Source organism: Pseudomonas sp. B21-009, assembly GCF_024749345.1.
Classification (GTDB): Bacteria; Pseudomonadota; Gammaproteobacteria; order Pseudomonadales; family Pseudomonadaceae; genus Aquipseudomonas.
Map to the genome: position 1 here is coordinate 2,994,589 of NZ_CP087199.1, position 20,892 is coordinate 3,015,480.

The window sequence follows — 20,892 nt, forward strand, 5'->3', positions numbered from 1 at the left end:
GTGATCTGCACCGTGCAAGGCAGTGGATAGATCTGCCAGTACCCGCTACCTTGAGGTTTCACGCAAGGAGTTCGAACATGGCAGATAAATATGTTGGCAAGCTCATGGGTGTCGGCACCGACAACGTGCAGTACGTGATCAACATTTATCAGGACGAGACCGTTGAGCGCTCATCTCACGGCATGGTTCGCCATGAGGGCCGCAAGCATTTCGAGATGCAGTTCGGCGGTGAGGTGAAACAGATTTCCGAAACGGAGTACGAGATTGTGGCCACGGGCATCAGGGTCACTGTGCGCGGTGAGCAACGCTAGCCTCAGCCCTTGCCTCTATTCCTGTTCTTGGCCCCGCCCTGGCGTGCTTTGAATTTCGGATTTATCTCACCAGATCGATTCGCCCGAATCGCCTTCACCTGATACGCATCGAAGCCTTTGTCTTGCCCCCTGAATGCGCGCCAGCATTGACACTGTTCCGGCAGGTTGATGTTAATATTCGGCGCGGCCACGCCGCACTGCGCAACAGGAGCAGCATGCATACCTTGCAGGTATGCTGATTTTTGATAAGGACTATTTCTCATGCGTTTTCAACGTTCGGGCATCGTCGCCCTTCTCGCCACGTTAACCTGCACGGCTGTTCTGGCCGCAGATGACATTTCCGGCGTCGCCCTTGGATCCTCGTTGGCTGTCGCCAAAGAAGCCATTGCAGAGGCAAATCCAAACTTCAAGCTTTCGCCATTGATGCTGCGTGACGGCAAGGAAGCCGGCGTTACAGCAGTTACAGCAGACCGACTCAAAGGAACCGGCCTCAGCAATCCGGGGGGGCCTTCTGACGAGTTTGCAGCGCTGCAGAATGATGCCGGGAAAGTGTGGTTCATTGCGCGTGTTCAACGCTTCGAAGACGGGTCGCGCATCAAGACAGAGGCACTTAAAGCTGCCTTGACTGAAAAGTTCGGTAAACCGTCGAACATTACCCAGATGATGTCGCTCGGCCTTGTCTGGCAGTACGACCGCGACGGGAAACAGTACTTTGGTCCCAGCTCAGAGGGTCCATGCAAGGGCGTGCGCAGCGCCAGCAGCAACATTCCCGGTGTGTCGTTTCCGGCGCCGCAATCGTTTAGCCCGACCTGCGGGAAAATCATCCAGGTTGGCGCTTCGGAACAACCAGACGAAATGGTGCCTCACTACACAGTGTCCATCATCGACGTCAAATCGATGTTTGACGAGCTGGCTGCGCGTGATGCTAACGCCGAAGCCGATCGAAACAAGAAACTGTCTGATGAGCAAGCGAAGAACGTAAAACCGAAAATCTGACAGGAAGGAAAAGGCCGTTGGTAAAACAACGGCCTTTGATCTTCAGGTCAAGGCCTGGCTTCATCACCACCGTGCATAACAACCTATCCTGCCTGCCAAACGCATCTGCCTAATGAGTCTTGCAATAGTAATGCAAATAGGGGTAGATCGCTTCAACGCGTTAATTCATCACACGTCTCGAAGTCAGGCCAAATTATGCCGTTAAGCTTTCATAAAATGCACGCCAATGGTGATGATTTCGTCATCGTAGACTCGCGAAATTCACTCAGTCCGGTTACCAGCAATTTGGCTCGGCGAATGGGCGATCGGAACCGAGGAGTCGGCTTCAATCAACTTGCGGTGATGCTCGATTGCGATGACGCAGATGCGCGTTTGAAATTCTGGAATGCGGATGGCTCACCGCTGGACGTTTGTGGCAGCGCAACGCGCGGTGCCGCGGATATGTTGATGCGTAGCGCCCAAAAGACTTCAGTAATACTGCGAACCAAGCGTGGCTTGCTAACGTGCAAGCGAACCTCAACCGGCGGCGTTTCTGTAGACATGGGAAAGCCGCTTTTGGGCTGGTCAGATGTTCCTCTGGCTATGGAAATGGATACTTTGCTATTGCCACTGCCGGGGAGCCCAACAGCCTGTGGCATGGGAAATCCGCACTGCACCTATTTTGTCGATGATCTGACAGCCGTTGAGGTTGCGTCGATTGGGCCGACAATTGAAACCACGTCCTTGTTTGCGCTCAGGACGAACGTGCATTTCGTGCAGGTCATTGACCGAAAGCACATCCGGTTGCGAATTTGGGAACGCGGGGGTGGTATCCCGCTGGGTTCAGGCTCCTGCGCTTGTGGCGCCGCGGTGAACGGCATTCGTCGTGGCTTGTTAGACAATTGCGTTGAAGTTGAATGTGACGGTGGAGCCGTAACGGTTCAATGGGACGGCGTGGGATCAGTCTTTCTCTGCGGGCCGGTAGAGACGACTTTTTCCGGAACAATCGCGGATGCTTTGTTAAAAGCCTGATTTTCAGGCAGGCCGCTCGATTCATGCCGCGTTCTACGAGTTCGAATTTTTCACTGGCATGAGGTTATCTGCACCACCAATGACGGCCAATCCTCAAGGAATTGGGGATCGGCTACCGGCGGCCATACAACTGCTGTCACACCTATGCGACAATATGCTTAATGTCTGGCCTCAACCCCGCATTTATCGCCCAACAGCTCGGGCATAGCGTGCAGATGCTCTTATCGACGTATGCACGCTGGATAAACTCGTCCAATGACTGGCAGGAGCTGGAAAAGCTCCAGATTGGTCCGAAATTGGTCCGCAGCTGCGAAGACGTCACATAAGCTATTGATAGGTAAGCCCTTTGATCTCCACCGCTAACATCACCATGCAGTCCTGCATGGGTGTTAGCGGGTGCCAATGCGTTGATTTCATTGGGCGAAATCCCCCATCAGCACCCACCCAAGCGCACCCATTGGTATCAAAATTGGTATCAGCATCACCCCTCCTCTGGCGTTCTTGCGCAGCCCTGCAACTGCCCACGTCGGCACCCCGTCATCTGGCGCGTGGCAAGGCACCTGAACCGGCACTTCGACGCGCACGAAGCGGGCCTCCGGTTGAGCCTGCGCAACACAGCCGCCCAGATCCAGCAAGATCAGCAGCCCGCTCCTACGAAAAGCGCCAGTAAATACGGGGCTGCGGTTCGGACAAGGCCATTCCCGCCCCCACAAGAAGTGTCGTAGACCAGCGGGCTGTAGACCAAGCTCCTTCGTGCGAATTTGGTTGACAGCCCGCAAGAGAAAAATAGCGGCCCTTACTATTAGCACAGTGCATCTCTTATAAAAAATAGAAGCTCATAAAAAATATCGTCACCCTTAAATCTATCGAGAAACACAGGCGATTTCGCTCACCACACTATCCCCATTAAAGCAGAAATTAAAATTCCCCCTTTCAACGAACAAGAAATAAATTGTAACAAAGGCCTCTTGAAATACTCTAAACACCAAGAAAACAACATTTATTGACGAAGAATGAGAAGCCTTGCCTTCTATAGCTGGATGGAAACCCAGTTCATTAAAACCCCACCCAATGGTAACGTATGCTTTCGCATTGCTCAGAACAAGAAGTAGCACGAGCAAACTTGTTGGTTGAATAAAGGATTAACGAATGACTATCGAGCGAGAGATTTTCTCGGCCCTTATCGCGCAGAACGCATTACAAGGTGAAAAGCCAAGCGTACAAAGCTACGCCCAGCTAGCCGTCGACAAGGGGTTTAGAGCGCTTTCGTCAAAGCAACAGGCAGTGGTAAGCCCCTTCCTGCAAAAAAAATGCGAGGGAACGAAAAAACCAAATGAAAAACATAACAACTGCCAAAATACTATAGGCGGTCGTGAATTGGTTACAGCCCTTGAGAAGTCAGAGCTTTATAAAGGATGGCGCTGCGGGAGCTGCCGAGGCGCATCTGAATAATAACACAGCGACCTAAAGAGAGTAGTAACCTAAAAACCTATAAGAACAACCAGGAAAACCACTATTACTCTCGCCACTCCTGAGCGATATTGCAGCAGGCCACCACAGGCCTGCTCGCAGTTCTTTTCGATAGCCCCCGTCAAATCGCCGCCCACTCGTCACGCACTTGAGCGCTTCGGAAAAATTCTGTACGACGCTGCCAAATCCTTCTGCGTGTCTAATTTTTTAAGGAGAAAATAGTGCCTATATATCAAATAGCACTGCTGGTCGTTTTCGGTATTGCCACACTCTGGTGGGGTTACCGATTGGATAAGAGGAACCGTCAAAAAGAGCTGGCCGCAAAAAGACAAAGCGAAACCCGAGCCTCCTAGGGTCGCTGGCAGACTCCCTGATATACGTCTGCGCCGCCCTCAAGGCTGCTTTGTCGACGATGAGGTCTCTGCGTAAATTGAGAACAGCTTGTCCAGTTTCTCGACTGAGTTCGATGGTTCCTGCATCACCCACGCTGCCCTGCCAACTGGGGTGCAATGCCGCCGCAGGGTTAGCGCTTAGTGCAGCGTGCGCGCAGGTCCGCCAAGCGACCGCAGCTGGTATTCGGTGACCGCCTGGTACAGCGACTCAGCCTCCAGCCGCAGGCGCTCGATTTCCTCTCCTGGCTGGCCAGCGTCCACAGCTGCTTGGTAGCGACGCTGCGCATCAATGGCCTGTTGTATCAGTGGCTCACCAGCCTCGATAATTCCTGCCAGGGTCTTCTTCACGCTGCTGCTCCGGCTATTTGATCAGAGCAGTATAGGTCAACGGCCATTCGGGCTTCGCTACGGATCAACCAGATCAGCGATGACCACCAGTGTCACCTTCCGGCCAAAAGCGGACATCGAGGAAAAGATATGGAGCCAATCCGTCATTTTGGCTCTACCTCGTTACTCGCAACGCTTCGAGCACCAGGGCGAAGGCAGGCGATGGTTGTCTACGGCTGGGATAGTAGAGGTGATAGCCGGAAAACGGCTCGCACCAGTCCTCTAGCACACTAATCAACCGGCCCTCTTCAAGGTGGGGGGCGAACTCGTCTTCGGGTAGATAGGCGATTCCCAGGCCGCCGACGGCTGCGTCCGCAATATGGGTCGTGGTGTTGAACACCAGTTGCCCTTCGACCCTCACCCTCAGCTTTTTGCCTTTGCGCTCGAACTCCCAGGCATCCACTCCACCATAGGTTGGAAAACGGATATCGATGCAGCGATGCGCAGCCAGATCATTGGGGTGCGTGGGGATGGGGTGCTGGGCGAAATAGCTGGGGGCCGCCACTACTGCCATGCGCAGATCGCCGCCGATGCGTACAGCGATCATGTCCTGAGCAACCGTCCCGCTGAAGCGCACACCAGCATCGAAGCGCTCAGCCACGATGTCACGGAAGCCGTAGTTGATATCGAATTCGAGCTTGATATCCGGATAGGCCTCCAGTACGGGTATCAGCTTGGGCAGCAAGGTCGTCTTGATGATGTTGTCACCACAGGTGATACGTACCGTGCCCGCCGGTTTGTCGCGCAGCTCGGTCAAGGCATCCAGCTCGGCTTCGATTTCATCGAAGCGGTAGCCGATAGCTTCCATTAACCGTTCACCAGCAGCCGTCAGCGAAACACTGCGGGTGGTGCGTGTGAGCAGGCGAATCTGTAACCGTGCCTCCAGCCCTGACACCACCTGACTGACGGCCGACTGGGTAACGCCCAGGTGCGCTGCTGCACGCGTGAAGCTACCTTCGCGAGCCACGGTCACGAAAGCCTGGAGGTCGTTGAAGTTATGCCGAGGCATGTGCCCATCCTCTGATTAAGTAGCAGAAGTTATAGCGGCTTTAAGCATTAATTAGCTAATCAAGGCCTATTTATTTTACGACAATGCCTCCTGTCCCCTTGCGCCTTTTCCCGCGAGCGGGCCCATGCAATCGCCAGAGCCCGCTCGGCGATTGATCTTCAACCCGTGAAGAGGACGCCCCCATGAACAGACTTCTTGCAGCCCTGGGCCTTCTGCTCAGCTCATTCACAGCTTTAGGAGCCGACATGTCCAACGGTGCAGACAATTTCTTCCAGAGCGACAAGGTGACCATGGAGAAGGTCAGCTTCAACAACCAGTACCAGATGAGGGTGGTGGGCAACCTGTTCACCCCTAAGAGCTTAGGTAAGTCCGCACCCAGCCCGGCTATCATCGTGGGCCATCCCATGGGCGCGGTGAAGGAGCAGAGTTCCAACCTGTATGCCCAGAAACTGGCGGAGCAAGGCTTCGTTACCCTGGCGCTGGACTTGTCATTCTGGGGCGAGAGCGAGGGCCGCCCGCGCAACGCCGTTCTCCCCGACATGTACGCGGAGGACTTCGGTGCGGCTGTCGATTATCTCGGCACCCAGGCGTTCGTGGATCGGCAGCGCATCGGTGTGCTGGGCATCTGTGGCAGCGGCAGCTTCGTGATCAGCGCGGCCAAGATCGACCCGCGCATGAAGGCGATTGCAACGGTCAGCATGTATGACATGGGTGCCGCCAATCGCAACGGCCTCAAGCATTCGCAAACCCTGGAGCAGCGTAAGCAGGCAATCGCCGCCGCAGCCGAGCAGCGCTACGTGGAGTTCACTGGCGGCAAGACGCAGTACACCAGCGGCACCGTGCATGAGCTGACAGACGATACCCACCCGATCCAGCGTGAGTTCTTCGATTTCTATCGCACTGCGCGAGGCGAGTTCACCCCGGCGGGCTCCAGCCCAGAGCTGACCACCCACCCGACGCTGACCAGCAATATTAAGTTCATGAACTTCTATCCGTTCGCGGATATCGAGACGATCTCCCCGCGCCCGATGCTCTTTATCGCTGGCGAAAACGCTCACTCGCGCGAGTTCAGTGAAGAAGCCTTCCGCTTGGCGGGCGAACCCAAGGAGCTTTACATCGTCCCCAACGCCGGGCACGTCGACCTGTATGACCGGGTGAATCTGATTCCTTTCGACAAGCTCACCCAGTTCTTCCAGAACGGCCTGAAGCGATCCGCGAGGCAGGCACCATGACTAGCAAACTTGCCGCCCAGCCAGGCGCCTTCGCCACTGACCAGCCGCTGTCCTGCCCCAGTCACTGGGGTGGGGTCTTGGCGATGACGCTCTGCGTCTTTGCCCTGATCGCCTCGGAGTTCATGCCCGTCAGTCTGCTGACGCCACTGGCAACGGATCTCCAGGTCAGCGAAGGCGTTGCGGGGCAAGGAATCGCCATCTCCGGTGCGTTCGCCGTGCTGACCAGCCTGTCGATCACCTGGCTGGCCGGGAGCATGGATCGCAAGACGCTTCTGCTCATCCTGACGGGCCTGATGGCGGTCTCCGGCGCGGTGGTAGCGCTCGCGCCGAGCTTCACCCTCTACATGCTGGGACGAGCGTTGCTAGGCGTGGTCATCGGCGGTTTCTGGTCAATGTCGGCGGCCACGGCCATGCGCCTGGTGCCCGATGATCAGGTGCCCAAGGCGCTAGCCATCTTCAACGGTGGCAACGCCCTGGCTACGGTGATCGCGGCGCCGCTGGGCAGCTACCTGGGCGCGGTAATCGGTTGGCGTGGGGCATTCCTCTGCCTGGTGCCGGTGGCGCTCGTCGCACTGGTCTGGCAGTGGCTCAGCCTGCCGAGCATGAAGGCCCAGCAGCGAAAGAGTCCCGCCCCCAGTGTTTTCAGGCTGCTCGGCACTCGCTCGATAGCGTTCGGCATGGCGGCTTGCGGAGCCTTCTTCATGGGGCAGTTTGCGCTGTTCACCTACCTGCGGCCCTTCCTCGAAACGGTGACCTTGGTCGATGCCACTACGCTGTCATTGATCCTGCTGGTTATCGGTGTAGCCGGTTTGGGTGGAACGCTGTTGATCGGCTCACTGCTGAAAAAGTACCTGTATCGCACGTTGATTGCCATTCCAGTGCTGATGGCTGTGATTGCCCTCGCGCTGATCCCTGCCGGTAGCTGGGTCGTTCCGGTGGTGATACTACTGGGCCTGTGGGGGCTGATGGCCACGGCAGCGCCTGTTGGCTGGTGGAGCTGGATTGCACAAGCGATGCCCAATAATGCCGAGGCAGGTGGAGGGCTTATGGTGGCAGTGGTGCAGTTTGCCATTGCATCGGGTTCAACACTGGGCGGCTGGTTGTTCGACCACAGCGGCTACCAGAGCACCTTTACTGCAAGTGCAGCCATTCTGTTGCTTGGCGCGGCCCTTACCGTTCTGGCCATGCGTGCGCAGCCGGGTCAGCCAAGGTGAGGTGGGAGTCTTCAAGATGTATAAGCTCAGCCAACATTTCTGCCTTTCGGGCATCCGGCTATGCCTGCTGTTCATGCTGAGTGACTGCGCATTCGCGGAGACAACTCTGAAGGAGGATCGTATGTGGATGACCGTTGGCGAACAGCGCTTCACAATCACCCTGGACGATAGCGAGACCTCACGAGCACTTACACAGCTATTACCACTTACCCTCGACATGAGCGAACTCAATGCCGACGAGAAATACGCGAGCCTGCCGCAGCGGCTGCCAGCCCGCGCAGTAAGGCCCGGTACGATCCGCACTGGCGATCTGATGCTGTACGGCGCGGATACGCTGGTGATTTTCTACCGGACGTTCGAGTCGACCTACTCCTACACCCGAATTGGTCGTGTCGATAGCCCCGAGGAGCTAGCCGAAGCGTTAGGCCGGAATGATGTGAACATTCACTTCTCGGTGAAGTAGGAGGGGCGCGAAGCCTGCCCCGTGAGTGTATGCTTTTGGCCGACTGTAGCCGGTCGCGAGCGGCAGCTATCGGCTGTGGATTCAACCGGTCGATGCAACACAACTAAATTCTGTGTAAGCAGAAGGAGTGTTGCAGATGAAGCAGAGACCTCGGATCTATTACACCGAAAGCCAGAAAAAACTGATGTGGGATCACTGGCAAAAAGGCGACTCTCTCCAGCACATCGCCCAACTATTTGATCGGAACCACTCATCGATACAGCGCATCTTGGCGGAGACCGGGGGGATCAGACCCGCTGTACGTCGCAGGTCCAGATTGGCGCTGACGTTGGCTGAACGCGAAGAGATTTCGCGTGCAGTGGTGGCAGGTAACTCGATCCGTTCCATAGCCGCGCTGCTAGGACGAGCAGCCTCTACGATCAGTCGTGAGATCAGGCGTAACGGTGGCCAAGGAGGCTACCGGGCTAATCGAGCGGATCAGGCTGCCTGGGATCGCGCCCATCGACCCAAGATCTGCAAGCTTGTTGAGCACCGAGCGGTGGCGCAAATTGTTGCAGACAAGCTTCAATTGCAGTGGTCACCGGAACAAATTGCCGGCTGGCTGAAGCGCACCTATCCGGACGATACGAGCTATCAGGTGTCACACGAGACGATCTATCGCACCCTCTTCATACAGGCTCGCGGGGCTCTGAAGAAGGAGTTGCTTGAGCATTTACGGCGAACGCGAGCCATGCGTCGCTCGCGCCATCACACGCAGAAGAAAGAAAATCACGGTCGAATCACAGACGCGGTATCGATCCGCGAACGCCCGGCCGCGGCTCAGGATCGGGCGGTGCCAGGTCACTGGGAAGGTGACCTGCTGTGCGGTAGCAGGAACAGCCAAATTGCCACTCTTGTGGAGCGTCATACCCGCTACGTAATGTTGGTGAAATTGGACGGAAAGGATAGCGAGACGGTCATCAGCGCCCTGATCGAAAACGCCCGTAACTTACCCCAAGAACTCTACAAATCGCTGACCTGGGATCGCGGCAAAGAGATGGCTGAGCATAAGCGCTTTACGGTGGCTACCGACATCAAGGTTTACTTCTGCGATCCTCATCGTCCTTGGCAACGGGGATCGAATGAGAACACCAACGGGTTGTTAAGGCAGTACTTCCCGAAAGGAACCGACCTAGCGGAACACTCGCAAGCCACACTCAATGAAGTAGCAAGGCAGCTAAATAGTCGCCCTCGAAAAACACTAAACTACGAAACGCCCGCTGAACGATTTAGTCAATCTGTTGCATCGACCGGTTGAATCCACAGCCAAAAGCGGTCAGTCATGACCGGCTGCTTTCGACCCATAGCTGCCGGTCGCGAAGTGCAGAAATCGGCCGGAAGCGGACTGATTCGCAGCAGGCCAGTCTCCTGCATTGAGGTTCGCAGGTACCTACCTTTTCAGGGGCAATTCAATCGCCTCGCTTAACGCGCCATTGGCGCCGAAAGCGGCAAGCCCACTGCTAGTCTCGAAAGGCTCCCGGAGGGCGGTCGAACCAGCGCTTGAAGGCACGGTGGAAAGTGCTGGTATCCCTGAACCCCAGCCGCTCGCTGACCGTCGCCACGGGCAGCCCCTGGCGAATCAGCTCCGCAGACAACTCGCGACGTACCTCCGCCACCAGCGCGCTGAAACTGGTGCCCTCTTCCTTCAAGCGTCGGTAGAGCGTGGTGCGACTGACGTGCAACGCCTGGCAGGTTGGCTTGATGCTCACGCCTTCTGGCAGGCTTGCGAGAATCAAGCGACGCACCGTGCCGGCAAGCGTATCTGCGTCTTGCAGCTGCGCGAGTGTCGCCCTTGCACGAGACTCCAGCATCTGTCGCAGGTAGTCGCTGGCGCCGAGAATGGAATGCTGCAGGAAGTCGCGCGGCAGGTGGAGGCTGTTTCTCTCGCTGTCGAAGCGCAGCTCGCTGCCGAACAGCTCGACATAGTGCGCATGGTAGGCCGGGGATGGGAAAGCGAACTCGCACGCCAGAGGCCGCAGCTCTACGCCGGTCATCTCCCGGCTCCAGCGCAGCACTGCACTCATGCTGCGTTCGATGGCGGCCTGCGGGTAGGTTTTGCCGGGGGCAAAGGTGATCTCCAGCACCAGAGCATCTGCCGTTTCACTGTACTGCCAGCTCTCCGAAGGGTTCATCAGCGCGATATGCCGCTGGAACACTTCCAGCACCTCGCTCACCCGACTGCATTGGCGCAACCAACTAGCCAGCACGCCATGCGTGGCGGGGTTGAAGGTCTGCCCGATCAGCAGGCCGATATGCGGCAATTGCGTGTTGTTCGCGGCGAACTGCCACAGCGCCAGTAACTGGGTCTCGTCGACACGCTGCTCCTGGATCGGCGATGCCGCAGCCCCCTGGTCGAGAAGTTTGGCACCCTCCACCCCGGCCTCCCGCAACTGGGTTGCAGTGACCACGCCGAGATTCAGCAACTGGTCGTGCAGATCCAGCACTGCGACGGCCGATACGGTGGTACTTCTGACCATCGGACTTGCTCTTGGTAGTTGCTTGGGTAACGACTCTAACGCACGGTGCAGAGCGGCGGCCAGCCGTCGGCCATGCAAGTGCAGGTTGCAACCAAAAGCCATACAGGTTGAACCGCAGAGCCATGGCCAGCCGTCATCGGACTGCCTAGCATCGACGACACGACCATGGCACAGGAAGACCTGCTATGCCCGAGCACAGAATCGAATCGTTAAGCGCCTTGCGCGCACTGATTCCGCCACCACCGGCGATGATGCACAAACGCCTGCAGCGCAAGTTGGATGAGCACTGCCTGCTGATGATCCGCCAAGCGACGGTTTGCGCCGTCGGCTTCGCCGACCCGCGGTTAGATATCGAGTACCTCGATTTGCGCCACCATCCAGTGTTACGGGCCGAGGGCCAGGACATCCTGCTGCCCTGCCCGGCAGACAAAGCGATCTCACAGCAGCCGATAGAGGAGATGGCCTGCAGTCTGTATTTCATCCTTCCCGGCGTGGGGTTCAGCCTGCGCGCCAATGGCCGGGGCTCTCTGCGGGCCGGAAAGCTGTTGGAGTTTCGCGCCGAGGCGCTGTTCCTGCACTGTTCGCGAGCCAAGGTACGCGCCGATTTTTGGCGGGCCAGAGAGTACACCACGCCCTTTTTAGCTGACACAGGGCAGGCCTTGTCCGAGCCAGCGCAGGCCTTTATCGCCGCCTCGCCGTACCTGCTGATGCTTACGCAGCGCCAGGCCGACGCCACCGAGATGTCGCCACGAGGTGACCCGGCTGGTTTCGTACAGGTACTGGATCGCCACACTCTGCTGGTACCGGAACGCCCGGGCAACAAGGTTGCCTGCAGCCTGAGCAATATTCTCGTCGATGGCGCCTTGCGCCTGTCCTTCCTTCAGCCCGGCGCCGACACGGTTTTATCCGTGGCCGGGCGCGCCTGGTTGAACAACGACTCGAACTTGCTCGCCCCACTGGCAATCAACGGCAAGCCACCTCGGGTCGCTACCGTCGTGAACGTCGAGCGCTATCGCTTCCAGCACTGCCCAGCACTGCTGGCCGCGGGCTTGTGGGATCGCGCAACACACCTGGACGAAAGGCAGATTCCAGCCTTTTCCAAGATGCTGTCCGAGCACATGAACGGTACGGGCCTGTTGGGCAAGGCCACCAGCCTGGTGGTCGATGCGGTGGTCAAGCATGACCTGCGCCATCTCTACTGAGGTGACGGGGTAGGCGACGGCTTAAATGCCCTTCTGTACCTTGCCCAGCCGGATGCTTATTGCTGTCCGTCAGCATCCGAATCCACTGCGCTTTCTAGCGAGGTTCTGCTCTAGCCGGTCATGTAAGCATGCGACTGGCTGGTATTGGCCGGTTTAGGTCATCCACGAACGGCCGCAAAGGGTCGAAAGCAGCCGTCTGGGCTTGGTTTTTTCCAGATCACTGCTCGATGCCTTGGACGTAGGCCTGGCACGCCCGCAAGGCAATCAATCCTTGGTCACCGGCATCGGTGATGGCGACAATTCGTTGAGCAGCCGCAGGGTCAAGTTCGCCTCGCGGGGCTCCATGAACCATGCCGCCGGCGCTGGAGACGGCTGGCACCCCACAGCCACTACCCTGGGCTGGGGCGGCGAGTAGGACTGACAGCCGGAGATCAGAAGTAGCGAGGCGATCGCGCAGGCGAGCTTGGGTTGCTTGGGCATTGGTCAGCTCCTGGTAGTGGGTTTTGTCGTTGGCCTGCAGTTGATCTTCAAGGGCTCGGCGCCGGGCCTGCTCTGCGCCCTGCCAGTTGATCACCGCCACAGCAGCGGCCTCTCGTTCAGCCTTGAATTCATTGGCCTGCTTTTCGCTCTTGGCCTGCCACTCGGCATCCATGGTCGAGCGGCCGTGCTCGTAGGTGCCCCAGAACGCCCAGAGCACCAGCGCCAGCGATGCCGCTGCACCTATCGTGCGCCAGCTGATCACGCCAGCACCTTCAGCGCGCGGTCATACAGGGCCTTTCGCTCAGCGGCGCCGTGCGGTACCCGGCCAAGCTTGCCGGTGTTGATCACGCTGCCGATGTCCTGGAAGCGGCCGGCGTCGGCCAGCTCATTCAGGCCGTGGGTCGACCACCACCAGGCAGCGGACATGGCGGCGTGCTCAGGCTGCTCGAGCAGCTCGGGGTTGTCCTCCAGCGGCAGGGCCAGGCCGGCGCCGGCGGCGGCATAGTTCGACCGGCCGGTGAGCTGGATCAGGCCGCGTCCACGGTACCGCCAGCCGTCCCCGGGGCGAGTGTTGCCCATGCGACCGCTGTAGACGTTGTTGGCGATCTTCTCCGGCTGCCGCGCGCAGGCGGCCGCCGACACTGCGGTGAACCGGCTGGGCCAGGTGCGCACCAGCGCTTCGGCGCTGTAGTTCAGGTTCTCCACCAGGTTGCGCAGCTGACCCGACTCATGCCCGATCTGAGCCAGGAACGCCGCAACGCGCACCGGGCTGTCGATCTTGTGGCGCGCCATGGCCCGGTTCAGCGCAGGCAAAAAAATGCCCGCGACTGGGCGGGCGTTCGGGAGGATCTGCAGCAACTGCTGCTCGGTCAAAGGGGGCATGCGTTTCTCCTAGTTGAACCAGCGGCCGATGGCGTGGCAGTGCACGGTGGCCACGGACGTACTGATGAAGCTGTTGGTGCCGCCGGCGGTGCGCCACAGGCGCGGCACACACTGGACGGTGTTGATAGAGGCCGCCATCGCGGAACCAAACTCGGCGAACGTCACCGGGGCCGAATCGGCTGACAACCCCTGAATCGGCGTGACGGTTACCTTCGGCGCCGCCGAAAAGGCCGCAGGAAAAGACCAGAGCTTCAGCAGGGTCAGGGCCACACTGAACTCGAGCACAACCGCCGCAGCGCAGATGAGGGTGCCGTTGGCGAACTTCACGTACTCGCCGTTCGCGTTGGTGCCTGACTCGATGATCGCGCCAGTGGGCACGCCCGAGGCCTGCGAGACGGTACCGACGATATCCGCCACCGCCGCTGCCTTCAGGCCGAGGCCATTCCGAGCAGCTGCCTGCGTCGTTCCGCCCGTCCCGCCCTTGGTCACCGGCACCACGTTCTCTGTCGACACGGCGCCCAGCGAGGAAAGCGCTACGCCCCACTGGTCGATGATCTGGTGCATCCGATCAGCTGCAGCCTTTGGCCACCCCTGAATCGGCACCAGGGCGTAGGCGCCTGCGGTAACCGTCGAACCGAGATACCCGGGCTCGATGCTCAGCGACGTCGGGCTGATGATGTTCGTGACCTCGTACTGCCGGCCGTCCGGCCCGACCCAGGCGTCACCGACCCGGCCATTCAAGGTGAACGCCGTGCCGGTACCGGTGACCGTCTTCTGGCCAGCCGTTACGGCCACTGTTCCTGCTCTGCTCCAGGGCATGCTTTTCTCCAGGCAAAAATAAACCCGCTCGATGGCGGGTGCGCTGACGTTCTGACCGTTACTGCGGGAGCGGGTAGCGCTCCTTGATGGCGGCGACCGCGGCGATCCAGGCGCTGTAATCGGGCTCAGTGCCGGCAGCCAGCGCGTCATACTCAGCCTCGAACTTCAGGCGATCGCTCTCGGCGGTATAGGCCGCACGCCGGGACGCCAGCGCCGCGTCGCGCTCTGCCTGGCGGGCCTCATTGGCTTTCTGCTCTGCGGTTTTGGCCTTACTGAAATCAATCATTCGTCCGTTACCTCAATTGCTTTGCCTTCAGCTGGCTTCGGGTCTTGGTCAGTCGGCAGCGCAACCGGGCCGTCTGGGGCATCGACGATGTCCGCGGGGAAGCGAGATCGTTCCCCGGCTTCGGCGCCGTGCGGCATGGTGATCGGAATGACCAGCACACCGTTGATGCGCTCCACAGGCTGGTTGATCCACGGGCAGCCAATGGCCTCGGCCGGGAGCGTGGCGCCATCTGGCAGCGGACCGAAGTCATACGGCAAGCCATTGATGGTCAGCACGTCACCCAGCTTGTGAATGGCCAGAGAGGCGTCCGAGTTGATCGGTATCAGTTTGAGTCTCATGCGTACCACCTGCCTTGGGCTGTCATTACAAAGTCTGCTGTTATGGTCCTGGACGTCATGGACATGACCAGGCCCTGATAGGTTGTCGCGGTAACCGCATTGGGCTGGGTGGAAACCGTCTGCGCCCGTGCGCTGAATGTGAACTGAGGCGGTGCAATAAAGGCCGCCGGAAAGCCGAACGTCGGAGTAGCCCCGATGAATAGCCCGTCCTGGGCGAAGGTGACCGCCTGGGAAAAGTTCAGCGTTGCCGAACAGATCATCGTGCCGTCGGCGAATTTCGTGTAGCGGCCCGAGGCGTTGGAACCGCGCTCAATGATTGCGCCCGTCGATACCCCGCCCGACTGGGAAACCGTGCCCACGGCATTTGCCGTGGCGGCCGTTCCCAGCCCCAACCCGGCGCGGCCCGCTGCAGCCGTGTTGCCGCCGGTGCCGCCCTGGGCAACGCTGAGTGCGGTGGTCAGGCCCAGGAGCGCCGTGATGTCGGAGTTCTGGCCCCGGGTCGCGGCAGCAATGTTTGCCCTTAGCGTCGCCGCATCAGCAGCACCACCAAACAGAACCAGCGTTGCGCCGTACTGCTCGACGACCTGGCGCAGCCGATCAGCTGATTCCTTCACGTACCCCTGCATCGGCGCAAGGCCATAAGTGCCGGCCGCGACAGTCGCCCCCAGGTAAGCCGGCAGAATGGTGAGCACCGTGCCGCTGGCAATGTTGGTCACTTCGTACCAGCGGCCGTCAGGCCCCTGGAAAGCATCACCCACTCGGGCGTTTGCCGAGAAGGCAGTGCCGGTACCGGACACCGTGTTCTGGCCGGCCGTGATCGCGACCGTGCCTGTTCTGTACCATGGCATGTAATCGCTCCTAGTTGTAATACTTGGAAATTGGAAACTTACAGACAGGAATTGAAAAGCTTGTCCCGTCAGTACCATACGGATAGCTGTAGCCGCCACCCGTTTGCTTGTCGCAAAAGATAGTTAGCGTAGGCGCGTTAAAATCCCAAATGGTTACCCCGGCATAGCGAGCGCCACCAGCAAACCATTCAACCCCTCGATCGAAACTGGTGACAGAAATATAATCATCGGCGTCAATCGTTAAACCGCTGAAATACTCATCTACGTTAACGCCCTGTGATTTCGTCCAGTTCTTTGTAAATTTGTTGAACCTGACAACACGATCACTGGAGGAAAAAACAATTCGACCGTTGGCATCCCATATGTTTCGCCCATACATTTCAGCGCTGGGCGCATCTGCATACTTACAGGCAACATACTCCACCAGGTAGCTCTGCAACTGATTGCCGCCCCTTACCGCCGAAGTGATTAAGAACCCTGTCCAGCCGCCCGATGATCCGAGCATCGTGACGTATAGCCCCAGAGTGCTGTGCACCCCTGAGACATGCCGGAGAAAAACCTGCGGGGGCTCCAGGGTCAGGATGGGCTTCGCAAATGTAACAAGTCCGCTTCCTGGGCGGTCCGTGTACCGAGAGGTGATGTTGAAGGTGCCTCTTTCGGAAAAGACCATGACCTTATAGGTACTTGTGATGGTGACAGAGCCAAAGTCATTGGATGCGTAAAAACCATATTCGGCCATTACATCACCCTCACGACTTCAACAACGCTTTCAACGACCGATGAAATCCATTCGTCACGGTAGTTACCGCCAACACCCGTTGCGAAGCGCCTGTTGGTGTACGTGTATATCGCGATCTTAGTGCCACCCAGATCACGATATACAGGAACACACCCCCACCCATCGAAGTATCCAGGCTGTTCGTACTGAGCATAAACACGCGGTACAATCGTTACGAAGCAAGTCGCAGGATCGTACCCCGGAACATCAAGTTCGATGTAGTCAGACCGCAAACCTTGGCCGGTAGAGTTAGAGGCCGGAATAATGACTTGTGCCAACTTGGACAATGTGAAATCTGACATGCCCAATGTTTCTACTTCATTGGCATCCCTCACGCTCATTCCATAAATAGACATAATCCCTCACAAAACCAATCGACCGGTTGCCGTTCTCAATTTGCCGTTGGCGTCATAGACGTAATGGCCACCGTTATTCAGCAGCGTCGAGCCGTCGGCGTCCTGGCCGCGAAGAATGAGCGTTCCTGCTGGAACATTGATTTCCAGAAGCGGCAATCCCTGCGAGTTCACTGCTGCGGAGCGCAACGTCATGCCCAGGATTATTTCCTTGATGAAGGCCTGGCTGATAAACGCCTGATTGATGAACACCTGGCCGTTCTGCACCACGAACGGCACTGAAAGCTGGCCAGAAACCTCATCGACCACGGCAAAGCGCTGAGCGAACGCCAGGATCTCCGAGGTTTCCCCGTTACTGCCCAGCGCCAGCCCGGCCATAACGGTTCTGCCGCCAGATGTGGTTTGCGCCTTGATGGTGGTCATTGCCGACACTCGCCCATCGACTCCGACCAGGGCTTCACTGACCTGCTGAACCGAAGCGCTGGTCTCGCCGATCGATGCTTCGAGCGTCTCCGTCTTGCGGGCCAAGGCCTGATCGGCATCCGCCAGGATGCGAACATCGCTTGCGAACTTGGCCTGCGACTTCTGGGCGTCCAATGCGCTGAGCAGGTCGCCCTCCCCCGTATCGTCCCGGCCGGCGGTGTAAACCGCCTCGACAGAGGTTCGCATCGAAGCCACGGCCTGGTCGGTTGTCACCTGCGCCTCGGACACCTCCTGAATGTCCGCCGCGTTGTCGTCGACCTCGGCCTTCAGCTGATCCAGTCGCGTGGCCGTGGCCTCGTTCTGGGTGGCCACCGCCTTTTCAAGGGTGGAAAGCCCGGCGGCGTTCTGCCCGACCTTGGCGTCAATCGCGATGAAGCGCTCAGCGGATGCCTGCTGCTCAGTTGCAAACACCTTGCGCTGCTCACTGATACCGGCCTGGGCATCCCAGGCTGCGTTGGCGTCGGACATGCCGCCATCGTCGTCAACGTCAGCACGCCAAGCTGCCTGCAGCGATTGCAGGCTTGTTGCCTGGGCGGTGACCACGCCGTCCAGATCGGACAGGCCGGCAGTATTCTCCTGCACCTGCGCAGCAAGCCCGTTGGCGCTCTGCACCACCTGCCCGATATCCAGCCAGTACAGCGGGTTCGGTGGCGCATTTGCCCCAGAGGGATCTGCCGGCACCGGTTGCTTGGCCTGGTACAGGCGCTGGCCCAGGCGAACAGCGTCATCCTGCAGGTAAGGTTTCGCCGGGTCATACTCCAGAGCGTCAACCAGGTTGCCGATCTGCTCCTGCAGCTGCTCGTTGAGTTCTTCCAGACGGTCATTCACAGAGCCTGGGCCGTCACCGGAAATCTTCTCGATCTCCTCGCGCAGTGCTGGGTACAGCGCGCCGTTGCCGATCTTGTCCTTGAAGTACTCCTCATACTCGCTCTGGTCGGAACTGGACTGGCCGTTGACGCCAACACCAGCCGGAAACCATGGGCCGATGTTGCCGGTGCGGTCGATCAGGCGCGCCCAGAAGAAGAACGACACACCGGCGGCCAGACCGTGCATCTCGTGCTCAGCCTGCGGGTAAGCAAAGTCGCCCAGCTTGATCGCGTCGTCGCGCGAGGTGGTCTTGCTGTACCAGATCTCCGTCCGCTGGGTGTCCTCGGTGCCAGCAGGGAAGCCCCAGGCCAGCTTGATACCGTAGACCAGTGGCGTGGTGTTCAGGAACGACACCGCCGGCGGCAGGCCGGCCTTGCCGGTCAGCTGCGTGAGGCTGGAGCTCTTCCAGATCGACGAGATATCGAAGGCGCTCACCGCCCGCACCCGGGCCAGGTAGGCGCCGGCGTAGATACCCGTCACGTCGACCGAGGTTGCGCCAGTGCGCTGCAGTTTGATCCAGTTGCCGTTGTCCTTTCGCCACTCCACGTCATAGGCCACAGCACCGTTCACGGCCGGCCAGGCGATGGTCATTGTGCTGACCGCGATACCCTGGTCCACGGCATAGCTCGAGGTTAGAGCTACGCTCGCCGGCGGCGGAACGACGGTGATCGGGATCACGCTGATCGGCCGCTCTTCCAGGCGAGCGCCAGTATCGATGTGCGCAAACTTGCTTGGGTCGTACTGCACCGCACTGATCTCGAACACGCCCGGCTCTGGGCGGGTCACGCTGGTCACACGGTACAGCGGTACCGCCAGGTCGTCGGCGTCGAGCGCCCACACCAGCTCGGGCTCAGGCGCCACCGAGTAGACGGTAGTGACGGTTACGGCCCGGCCGCTCACCGATTGAACGGTGCGCGCCTGGCAGGTGCCATCCGGCAGGTTGAGGATCAAGCGGTCACCGGCCTTGGCCTGGGTATCACGGTCCAAGCCAATCGTGCGGCCGGACACCGCCGAGATGCGCCCGCCAATCGCACGACCCGCCAGCAGCTCGTCCGCGACCGGGATCACATAGCCTGGCAGAGGGATGCGCCCATCGAGCCCGACCTTGAAGGTGATGCCTCGATCTCGCGAGTTCGTCAGGAGCGCCCATTTGCCGCGGCGCTGGGCCTCCGACTCGCGGGTGCAGCCGATTGCGCTGATCTCCAGCACGTTATCGCCATAGCGGCGCTGCAGCTTCTGGTCGGTCACCGAGGTGACATCTGTGTCGTAGCTGTTCGCCGGGTTGTCGTAGCTGATCAAGGCACGACTGTAGCGCGTGCGCTCCGAGGCGCTCGAGTAGGTGAACTTGCCGTCGATGACGTTCGCCCGGGTGTAGGCGAAGTCGAAGTCGGTGTCGCGCGGCATGTCGGCTAGGCTGTACACCTGCCCCTGTGCCCAGTAGGTCATACCCCGGTAGATCGCCGAAATGTCGCGCAGCAGGCTCCAGGCGTCAGCCTTGCTCTGCAGGTTCAGGTTGCAGATGAAGCGCGGTTCCTGGCCACCCTTCCCGTTTGGTACCGACTGATCGCAGTACTGGGCGATCCGGTAGAGCTCCCACTTGTCGACCTGCCAGGGCTTGATCCGTCGGCCCAGGCCAAAGCGGTCGTTCACGGTGATGCCGTAGGTGTGCCAGGCCGGGTTATCGGTCCAGGCCTCTTTGAAGGTGCCGTCCCAGACCCCGGTGTAAACCCTGGTGCGCGGGTCGTAGTTGCTGGGCACCTGAAATTTGCGGGCGTCACAGTCCACAGTGACCGCCGGAATGTTGCGGAACTGCTCGGCCGAGAACTCGATGTACAGCAGCGCGGTGTTCGGGTAGCGGACCTTGGCGTCGATCACCTCAGTGCGCCCGACGATCTGCATGGTGTCGGCAATCTTGTTGTTGTTTTGGTTGGGCGTCAGGCGGCGGACGCGCAGCAGCCAGCCACCGGTGGCCTTCGGCAGGTCGATACGCCGGGTACGCTCGTAAGTGCTGGTGGTCTTGCCGTCGACTGCCTCCAGCAGCACCTGCTGATAGGCGCCGCCGTCGGTGGCCAGGTCCACGGCATACTCGATCCGGTAGCCGTTGACGTTGCCGCCTTCGTCAATCGACTGGAGCATTGGCCAGGCAAAGCGCAGGCGGATCGCAGACAGCTCCAACCTGTCGATAGCGCGGATGTAGGCGTTGTCGCTACGCAGCTCAACGCTTTCGCTGATCTCGTTCTCGATGGACGGGATGCCTGGGATATGGCCCTGCTCTACCGAGCCGGTGCGCCATTCCCACTTCACGTTCGGGAAGTTCAGGTTGCCGGCTGGGTCAGCTAACGGCGTGCTGTCCAGGTAGATGTCGCGAGCAGTTGGCGTACCCTCGAACTCACCCTCGCCCACGGCGATCAGCATTTTTGCCACGGCGACCGAGCGCAGGCTGTCCGGCGCCTCTGTAGGCTGCTTCGGCTTATCCGATCCGCCCTTCGCGCCGACGATATCCAGTTTCTGTGCTGCGCCCATGCTTTCCTCCAGGCGTAAAAAAACCGCCAGGC

22 protein-coding genes and 1 pseudogene are annotated in these 20,892 nt (G+C 59.2%); 10 read left to right on the forward strand and 13 right to left on the reverse strand.

Annotation, left to right across the window (positions count from 1 at the left end):
- Positions 1-77: 77 nt before the first annotated feature.
- A complete protein-coding gene (locus LOY34_RS13625; RefSeq protein WP_195884141.1) occupies positions 78-311 on the forward strand; it encodes a hypothetical protein in 234 nt (77 codons plus the stop codon).
- 2 nt (positions 312-313) lie between these two features.
- Here the strand turns inward: LOY34_RS13625 and LOY34_RS13630 are convergent, their stop codons facing one another.
- Entirely contained in the window at positions 314-574 is a 261-nt protein-coding gene (locus LOY34_RS13630) for a hypothetical protein (protein ID WP_195884142.1), read from the reverse strand.
- On the opposite strand from LOY34_RS13630, the gene LOY34_RS13635 reads away from it, so the two are divergent.
- From LOY34_RS13635 to LOY34_RS13650, 4 genes and pseudogenes are all read left to right on the forward strand, one after another.
- Positions 573-1,307 carry a hypothetical protein gene (locus LOY34_RS13635; RefSeq protein WP_195884143.1) on the forward strand — a complete coding sequence of 245 codons (735 nt, stop codon included), beginning with the start codon at positions 573-575 and terminating at the stop codon, positions 1,305-1,307. The genes LOY34_RS13630 and LOY34_RS13635 overlap by 2 nt on opposite strands.
- A gap of 195 nt (positions 1,308-1,502) precedes the next feature.
- Positions 1,503-2,318 (forward strand): diaminopimelate epimerase, encoded by an 816-nt coding sequence (gene dapF / locus LOY34_RS13640; RefSeq protein ID WP_195884144.1) that lies wholly within the window; start codon positions 1,503-1,505, stop codon positions 2,316-2,318.
- Between the two features lie 86 nt (positions 2,319-2,404).
- Positions 2,405-2,644 (forward strand): annotated as a pseudogene (locus LOY34_RS13645) (site-specific integrase); the annotation flags it as partial.
- A gap of 823 nt (positions 2,645-3,467) precedes the next feature.
- Positions 3,468-3,770 (forward strand): hypothetical protein, encoded by a 303-nt coding sequence (locus LOY34_RS13650; protein ID WP_195884145.1) that lies wholly within the window; start codon positions 3,468-3,470, stop codon positions 3,768-3,770.
- A 548-nt stretch (positions 3,771-4,318) separates the two neighbouring features.
- On the opposite strand, the gene LOY34_RS13655 is transcribed toward LOY34_RS13650, so the two are convergent.
- Together LOY34_RS13655 and LOY34_RS13660 are read right to left on the reverse strand one after the other, a co-directional pair.
- The gene (locus LOY34_RS13655; protein ID WP_195884146.1) at positions 4,319-4,528 is read right to left on the reverse strand and encodes a hypothetical protein; all 210 of its coding nucleotides are present in this window, start codon (positions 4,526-4,528) and stop codon (positions 4,319-4,321) included.
- 154 nt (positions 4,529-4,682) lie between these two features.
- Positions 4,683-5,576: a LysR family transcriptional regulator gene (locus tag LOY34_RS13660; protein ID WP_195884147.1), complete on the reverse strand. Its 894-nt coding sequence runs from the start codon at positions 5,574-5,576 to the stop codon at positions 4,683-4,685.
- Positions 5,577-5,758: 182 nt separating this feature from the next.
- Between LOY34_RS13660 and LOY34_RS13665 the strand changes: the two genes are divergently transcribed.
- The 4 genes from LOY34_RS13665 (at position 5,759) to LOY34_RS13680 (ending at position 9,782) form a co-directional block, all read left to right on the forward strand.
- Positions 5,759-6,808: an alpha/beta hydrolase gene (locus LOY34_RS13665; protein WP_195884148.1), complete on the forward strand. Its 1,050-nt coding sequence runs from the start codon at positions 5,759-5,761 to the stop codon at positions 6,806-6,808.
- Positions 6,805-8,022 (forward strand): MFS transporter, encoded by a 1,218-nt coding sequence (locus tag LOY34_RS13670; protein WP_195884149.1) that lies wholly within the window; start codon positions 6,805-6,807, stop codon positions 8,020-8,022. The genes LOY34_RS13665 and LOY34_RS13670 overlap by 4 nt, the downstream gene beginning before the upstream one ends.
- A 16-nt stretch (positions 8,023-8,038) precedes the next feature.
- Positions 8,039-8,485 (forward strand): cyclophilin-like fold protein, encoded by a 447-nt coding sequence (locus LOY34_RS13675; protein WP_195884150.1) that lies wholly within the window; start codon positions 8,039-8,041, stop codon positions 8,483-8,485.
- 136 nt (positions 8,486-8,621) lie between these two features.
- On the forward strand, positions 8,622-9,782 hold the full coding sequence (locus tag LOY34_RS13680) for an IS30 family transposase (protein WP_203583931.1): 1,161 nt from the start codon (positions 8,622-8,624) through the stop codon (positions 9,780-9,782).
- A 202-nt stretch (positions 9,783-9,984) separates the two neighbouring features.
- Here the strand turns inward: LOY34_RS13680 and LOY34_RS13685 are convergent, their stop codons facing one another.
- On the reverse strand, positions 9,985-11,001 hold the full coding sequence (locus LOY34_RS13685) for an AraC family transcriptional regulator (protein ID WP_195884151.1): 1,017 nt from the start codon (positions 10,999-11,001) through the stop codon (positions 9,985-9,987).
- Positions 11,002-11,186: 185 nt separating this feature from the next.
- On the opposite strand from LOY34_RS13685, the gene LOY34_RS13690 reads away from it, so the two are divergent.
- Entirely contained in the window at positions 11,187-12,203 is a 1,017-nt protein-coding gene (locus LOY34_RS13690; RefSeq protein WP_258663187.1) for a hypothetical protein, read from the forward strand.
- Between the two features lie 217 nt (positions 12,204-12,420).
- On the opposite strand, the gene LOY34_RS13695 is transcribed toward LOY34_RS13690, so the two are convergent.
- The 9 genes from LOY34_RS13695 to LOY34_RS13735 are packed head-to-tail and all read right to left on the reverse strand — an operon-like array spanning position 12,421 to position 20,860.
- On the reverse strand, positions 12,421-12,945 hold the full coding sequence (locus LOY34_RS13695) for a lysis protein (protein WP_408980878.1): 525 nt from the start codon (positions 12,943-12,945) through the stop codon (positions 12,421-12,423).
- Positions 12,942-13,565: a glycoside hydrolase family 19 protein gene (locus LOY34_RS13700; protein ID WP_195884153.1), complete on the reverse strand. Its 624-nt coding sequence runs from the start codon at positions 13,563-13,565 to the stop codon at positions 12,942-12,944. Before LOY34_RS13700 ends, LOY34_RS13695 begins: the two co-directional genes overlap by 4 nt.
- A 9-nt stretch (positions 13,566-13,574) precedes the next feature.
- A complete protein-coding gene (locus LOY34_RS13705; protein WP_195884154.1) occupies positions 13,575-14,384 on the reverse strand; it encodes a phage tail protein in 810 nt (269 codons plus the stop codon).
- A 58-nt stretch (positions 14,385-14,442) separates the two neighbouring features.
- The gene (locus LOY34_RS13710; RefSeq protein ID WP_195884155.1) at positions 14,443-14,670 is read right to left on the reverse strand and encodes a hypothetical protein; all 228 of its coding nucleotides are present in this window, start codon (positions 14,668-14,670) and stop codon (positions 14,443-14,445) included.
- Positions 14,667-15,008, reverse strand: coding sequence for a hypothetical protein (locus tag LOY34_RS13715; RefSeq protein ID WP_195884156.1), 342 nt, complete (start codon positions 15,006-15,008; stop codon positions 14,667-14,669). The genes LOY34_RS13710 and LOY34_RS13715 overlap by 4 nt, the downstream gene beginning before the upstream one ends.
- On the reverse strand, positions 15,005-15,856 hold the full coding sequence (locus tag LOY34_RS13720; RefSeq protein WP_195884157.1) for a phage tail protein: 852 nt from the start codon (positions 15,854-15,856) through the stop codon (positions 15,005-15,007). Before LOY34_RS13720 ends, LOY34_RS13715 begins: the two co-directional genes overlap by 4 nt.
- A gap of 10 nt (positions 15,857-15,866) precedes the next feature.
- A complete protein-coding gene (locus tag LOY34_RS13725; protein WP_195884158.1) occupies positions 15,867-16,595 on the reverse strand; it encodes a hypothetical protein in 729 nt (242 codons plus the stop codon).
- The gene (locus LOY34_RS13730; RefSeq protein ID WP_230090964.1) at positions 16,595-16,975 is read right to left on the reverse strand and encodes a hypothetical protein; all 381 of its coding nucleotides are present in this window, start codon (positions 16,973-16,975) and stop codon (positions 16,595-16,597) included. Before LOY34_RS13730 ends, LOY34_RS13725 begins: the two co-directional genes overlap by 1 nt.
- 21 nt (positions 16,976-16,996) lie before the next feature.
- A complete protein-coding gene (locus tag LOY34_RS13735; protein ID WP_258663196.1) occupies positions 16,997-20,860 on the reverse strand; it encodes a phage tail protein in 3,864 nt (1,287 codons plus the stop codon).
- Positions 20,861-20,892: the final 32 nt, after the last annotated feature.

Coding starts and splice junctions, on each gene's coding strand:
- LOY34_RS13690 (WP_258663187.1), top strand. CDS start 11,187: ATGCCCGAGCACAGAATCGAATCGTTAAGCGCCTTGCGCGCACTGATT.
- LOY34_RS13635 (WP_195884143.1), top strand. CDS start 573: ATGCGTTTTCAACGTTCGGGCATCGTCGCCCTTCTCGCCACGTTAACC.
- LOY34_RS13670 (WP_195884149.1), top strand. CDS start 6,805: ATGACTAGCAAACTTGCCGCCCAGCCAGGCGCCTTCGCCACTGACCAG.
- LOY34_RS13680 (WP_203583931.1), top strand. CDS start 8,622: ATGAAGCAGAGACCTCGGATCTATTACACCGAAAGCCAGAAAAAACTG.
- LOY34_RS13675 (WP_195884150.1), top strand. CDS start 8,039: ATGTATAAGCTCAGCCAACATTTCTGCCTTTCGGGCATCCGGCTATGC.
- LOY34_RS13730 (WP_230090964.1), bottom strand. CDS start 16,975: ATGAGCGTGAGGGATGCCAATGAAGTAGAAACATTGGGCATGTCAGAT.
- LOY34_RS13715 (WP_195884156.1), bottom strand. CDS start 15,008: ATGAGACTCAAACTGATACCGATCAACTCGGACGCCTCTCTGGCCATT.
- LOY34_RS13700 (WP_195884153.1), bottom strand. CDS start 13,565: ATGCCCCCTTTGACCGAGCAGCAGTTGCTGCAGATCCTCCCGAACGCC.
- LOY34_RS13650 (WP_195884145.1), top strand. CDS start 3,468: ATGACTATCGAGCGAGAGATTTTCTCGGCCCTTATCGCGCAGAACGCA.
- LOY34_RS13725 (WP_195884158.1), bottom strand. CDS start 16,595: ATGGCCGAATATGGTTTTTACGCATCCAATGACTTTGGCTCTGTCACC.
- LOY34_RS13665 (WP_195884148.1), top strand. CDS start 5,759: ATGAACAGACTTCTTGCAGCCCTGGGCCTTCTGCTCAGCTCATTCACA.
- dapF (WP_195884144.1), top strand. CDS start 1,503: ATGCCGTTAAGCTTTCATAAAATGCACGCCAATGGTGATGATTTCGTC.
- LOY34_RS13630 (WP_195884142.1), bottom strand. CDS start 574: ATGAGAAATAGTCCTTATCAAAAATCAGCATACCTGCAAGGTATGCAT.
- LOY34_RS13625 (WP_195884141.1), top strand. CDS start 78: ATGGCAGATAAATATGTTGGCAAGCTCATGGGTGTCGGCACCGACAAC.
- LOY34_RS13710 (WP_195884155.1), bottom strand. CDS start 14,670: ATGATTGATTTCAGTAAGGCCAAAACCGCAGAGCAGAAAGCCAATGAG.
- LOY34_RS13705 (WP_195884154.1), bottom strand. CDS start 14,384: ATGCCCTGGAGCAGAGCAGGAACAGTGGCCGTAACGGCTGGCCAGAAG.
- LOY34_RS13685 (WP_195884151.1), bottom strand. CDS start 11,001: ATGGTCAGAAGTACCACCGTATCGGCCGTCGCAGTGCTGGATCTGCAC.
- LOY34_RS13735 (WP_258663196.1), bottom strand. CDS start 20,860: ATGGGCGCAGCACAGAAACTGGATATCGTCGGCGCGAAGGGCGGATCG.
- LOY34_RS13720 (WP_195884157.1), bottom strand. CDS start 15,856: ATGCCATGGTACAGAACAGGCACGGTCGCGATCACGGCCGGCCAGAAC.
- LOY34_RS13660 (WP_195884147.1), bottom strand. CDS start 5,576: ATGCCTCGGCATAACTTCAACGACCTCCAGGCTTTCGTGACCGTGGCT.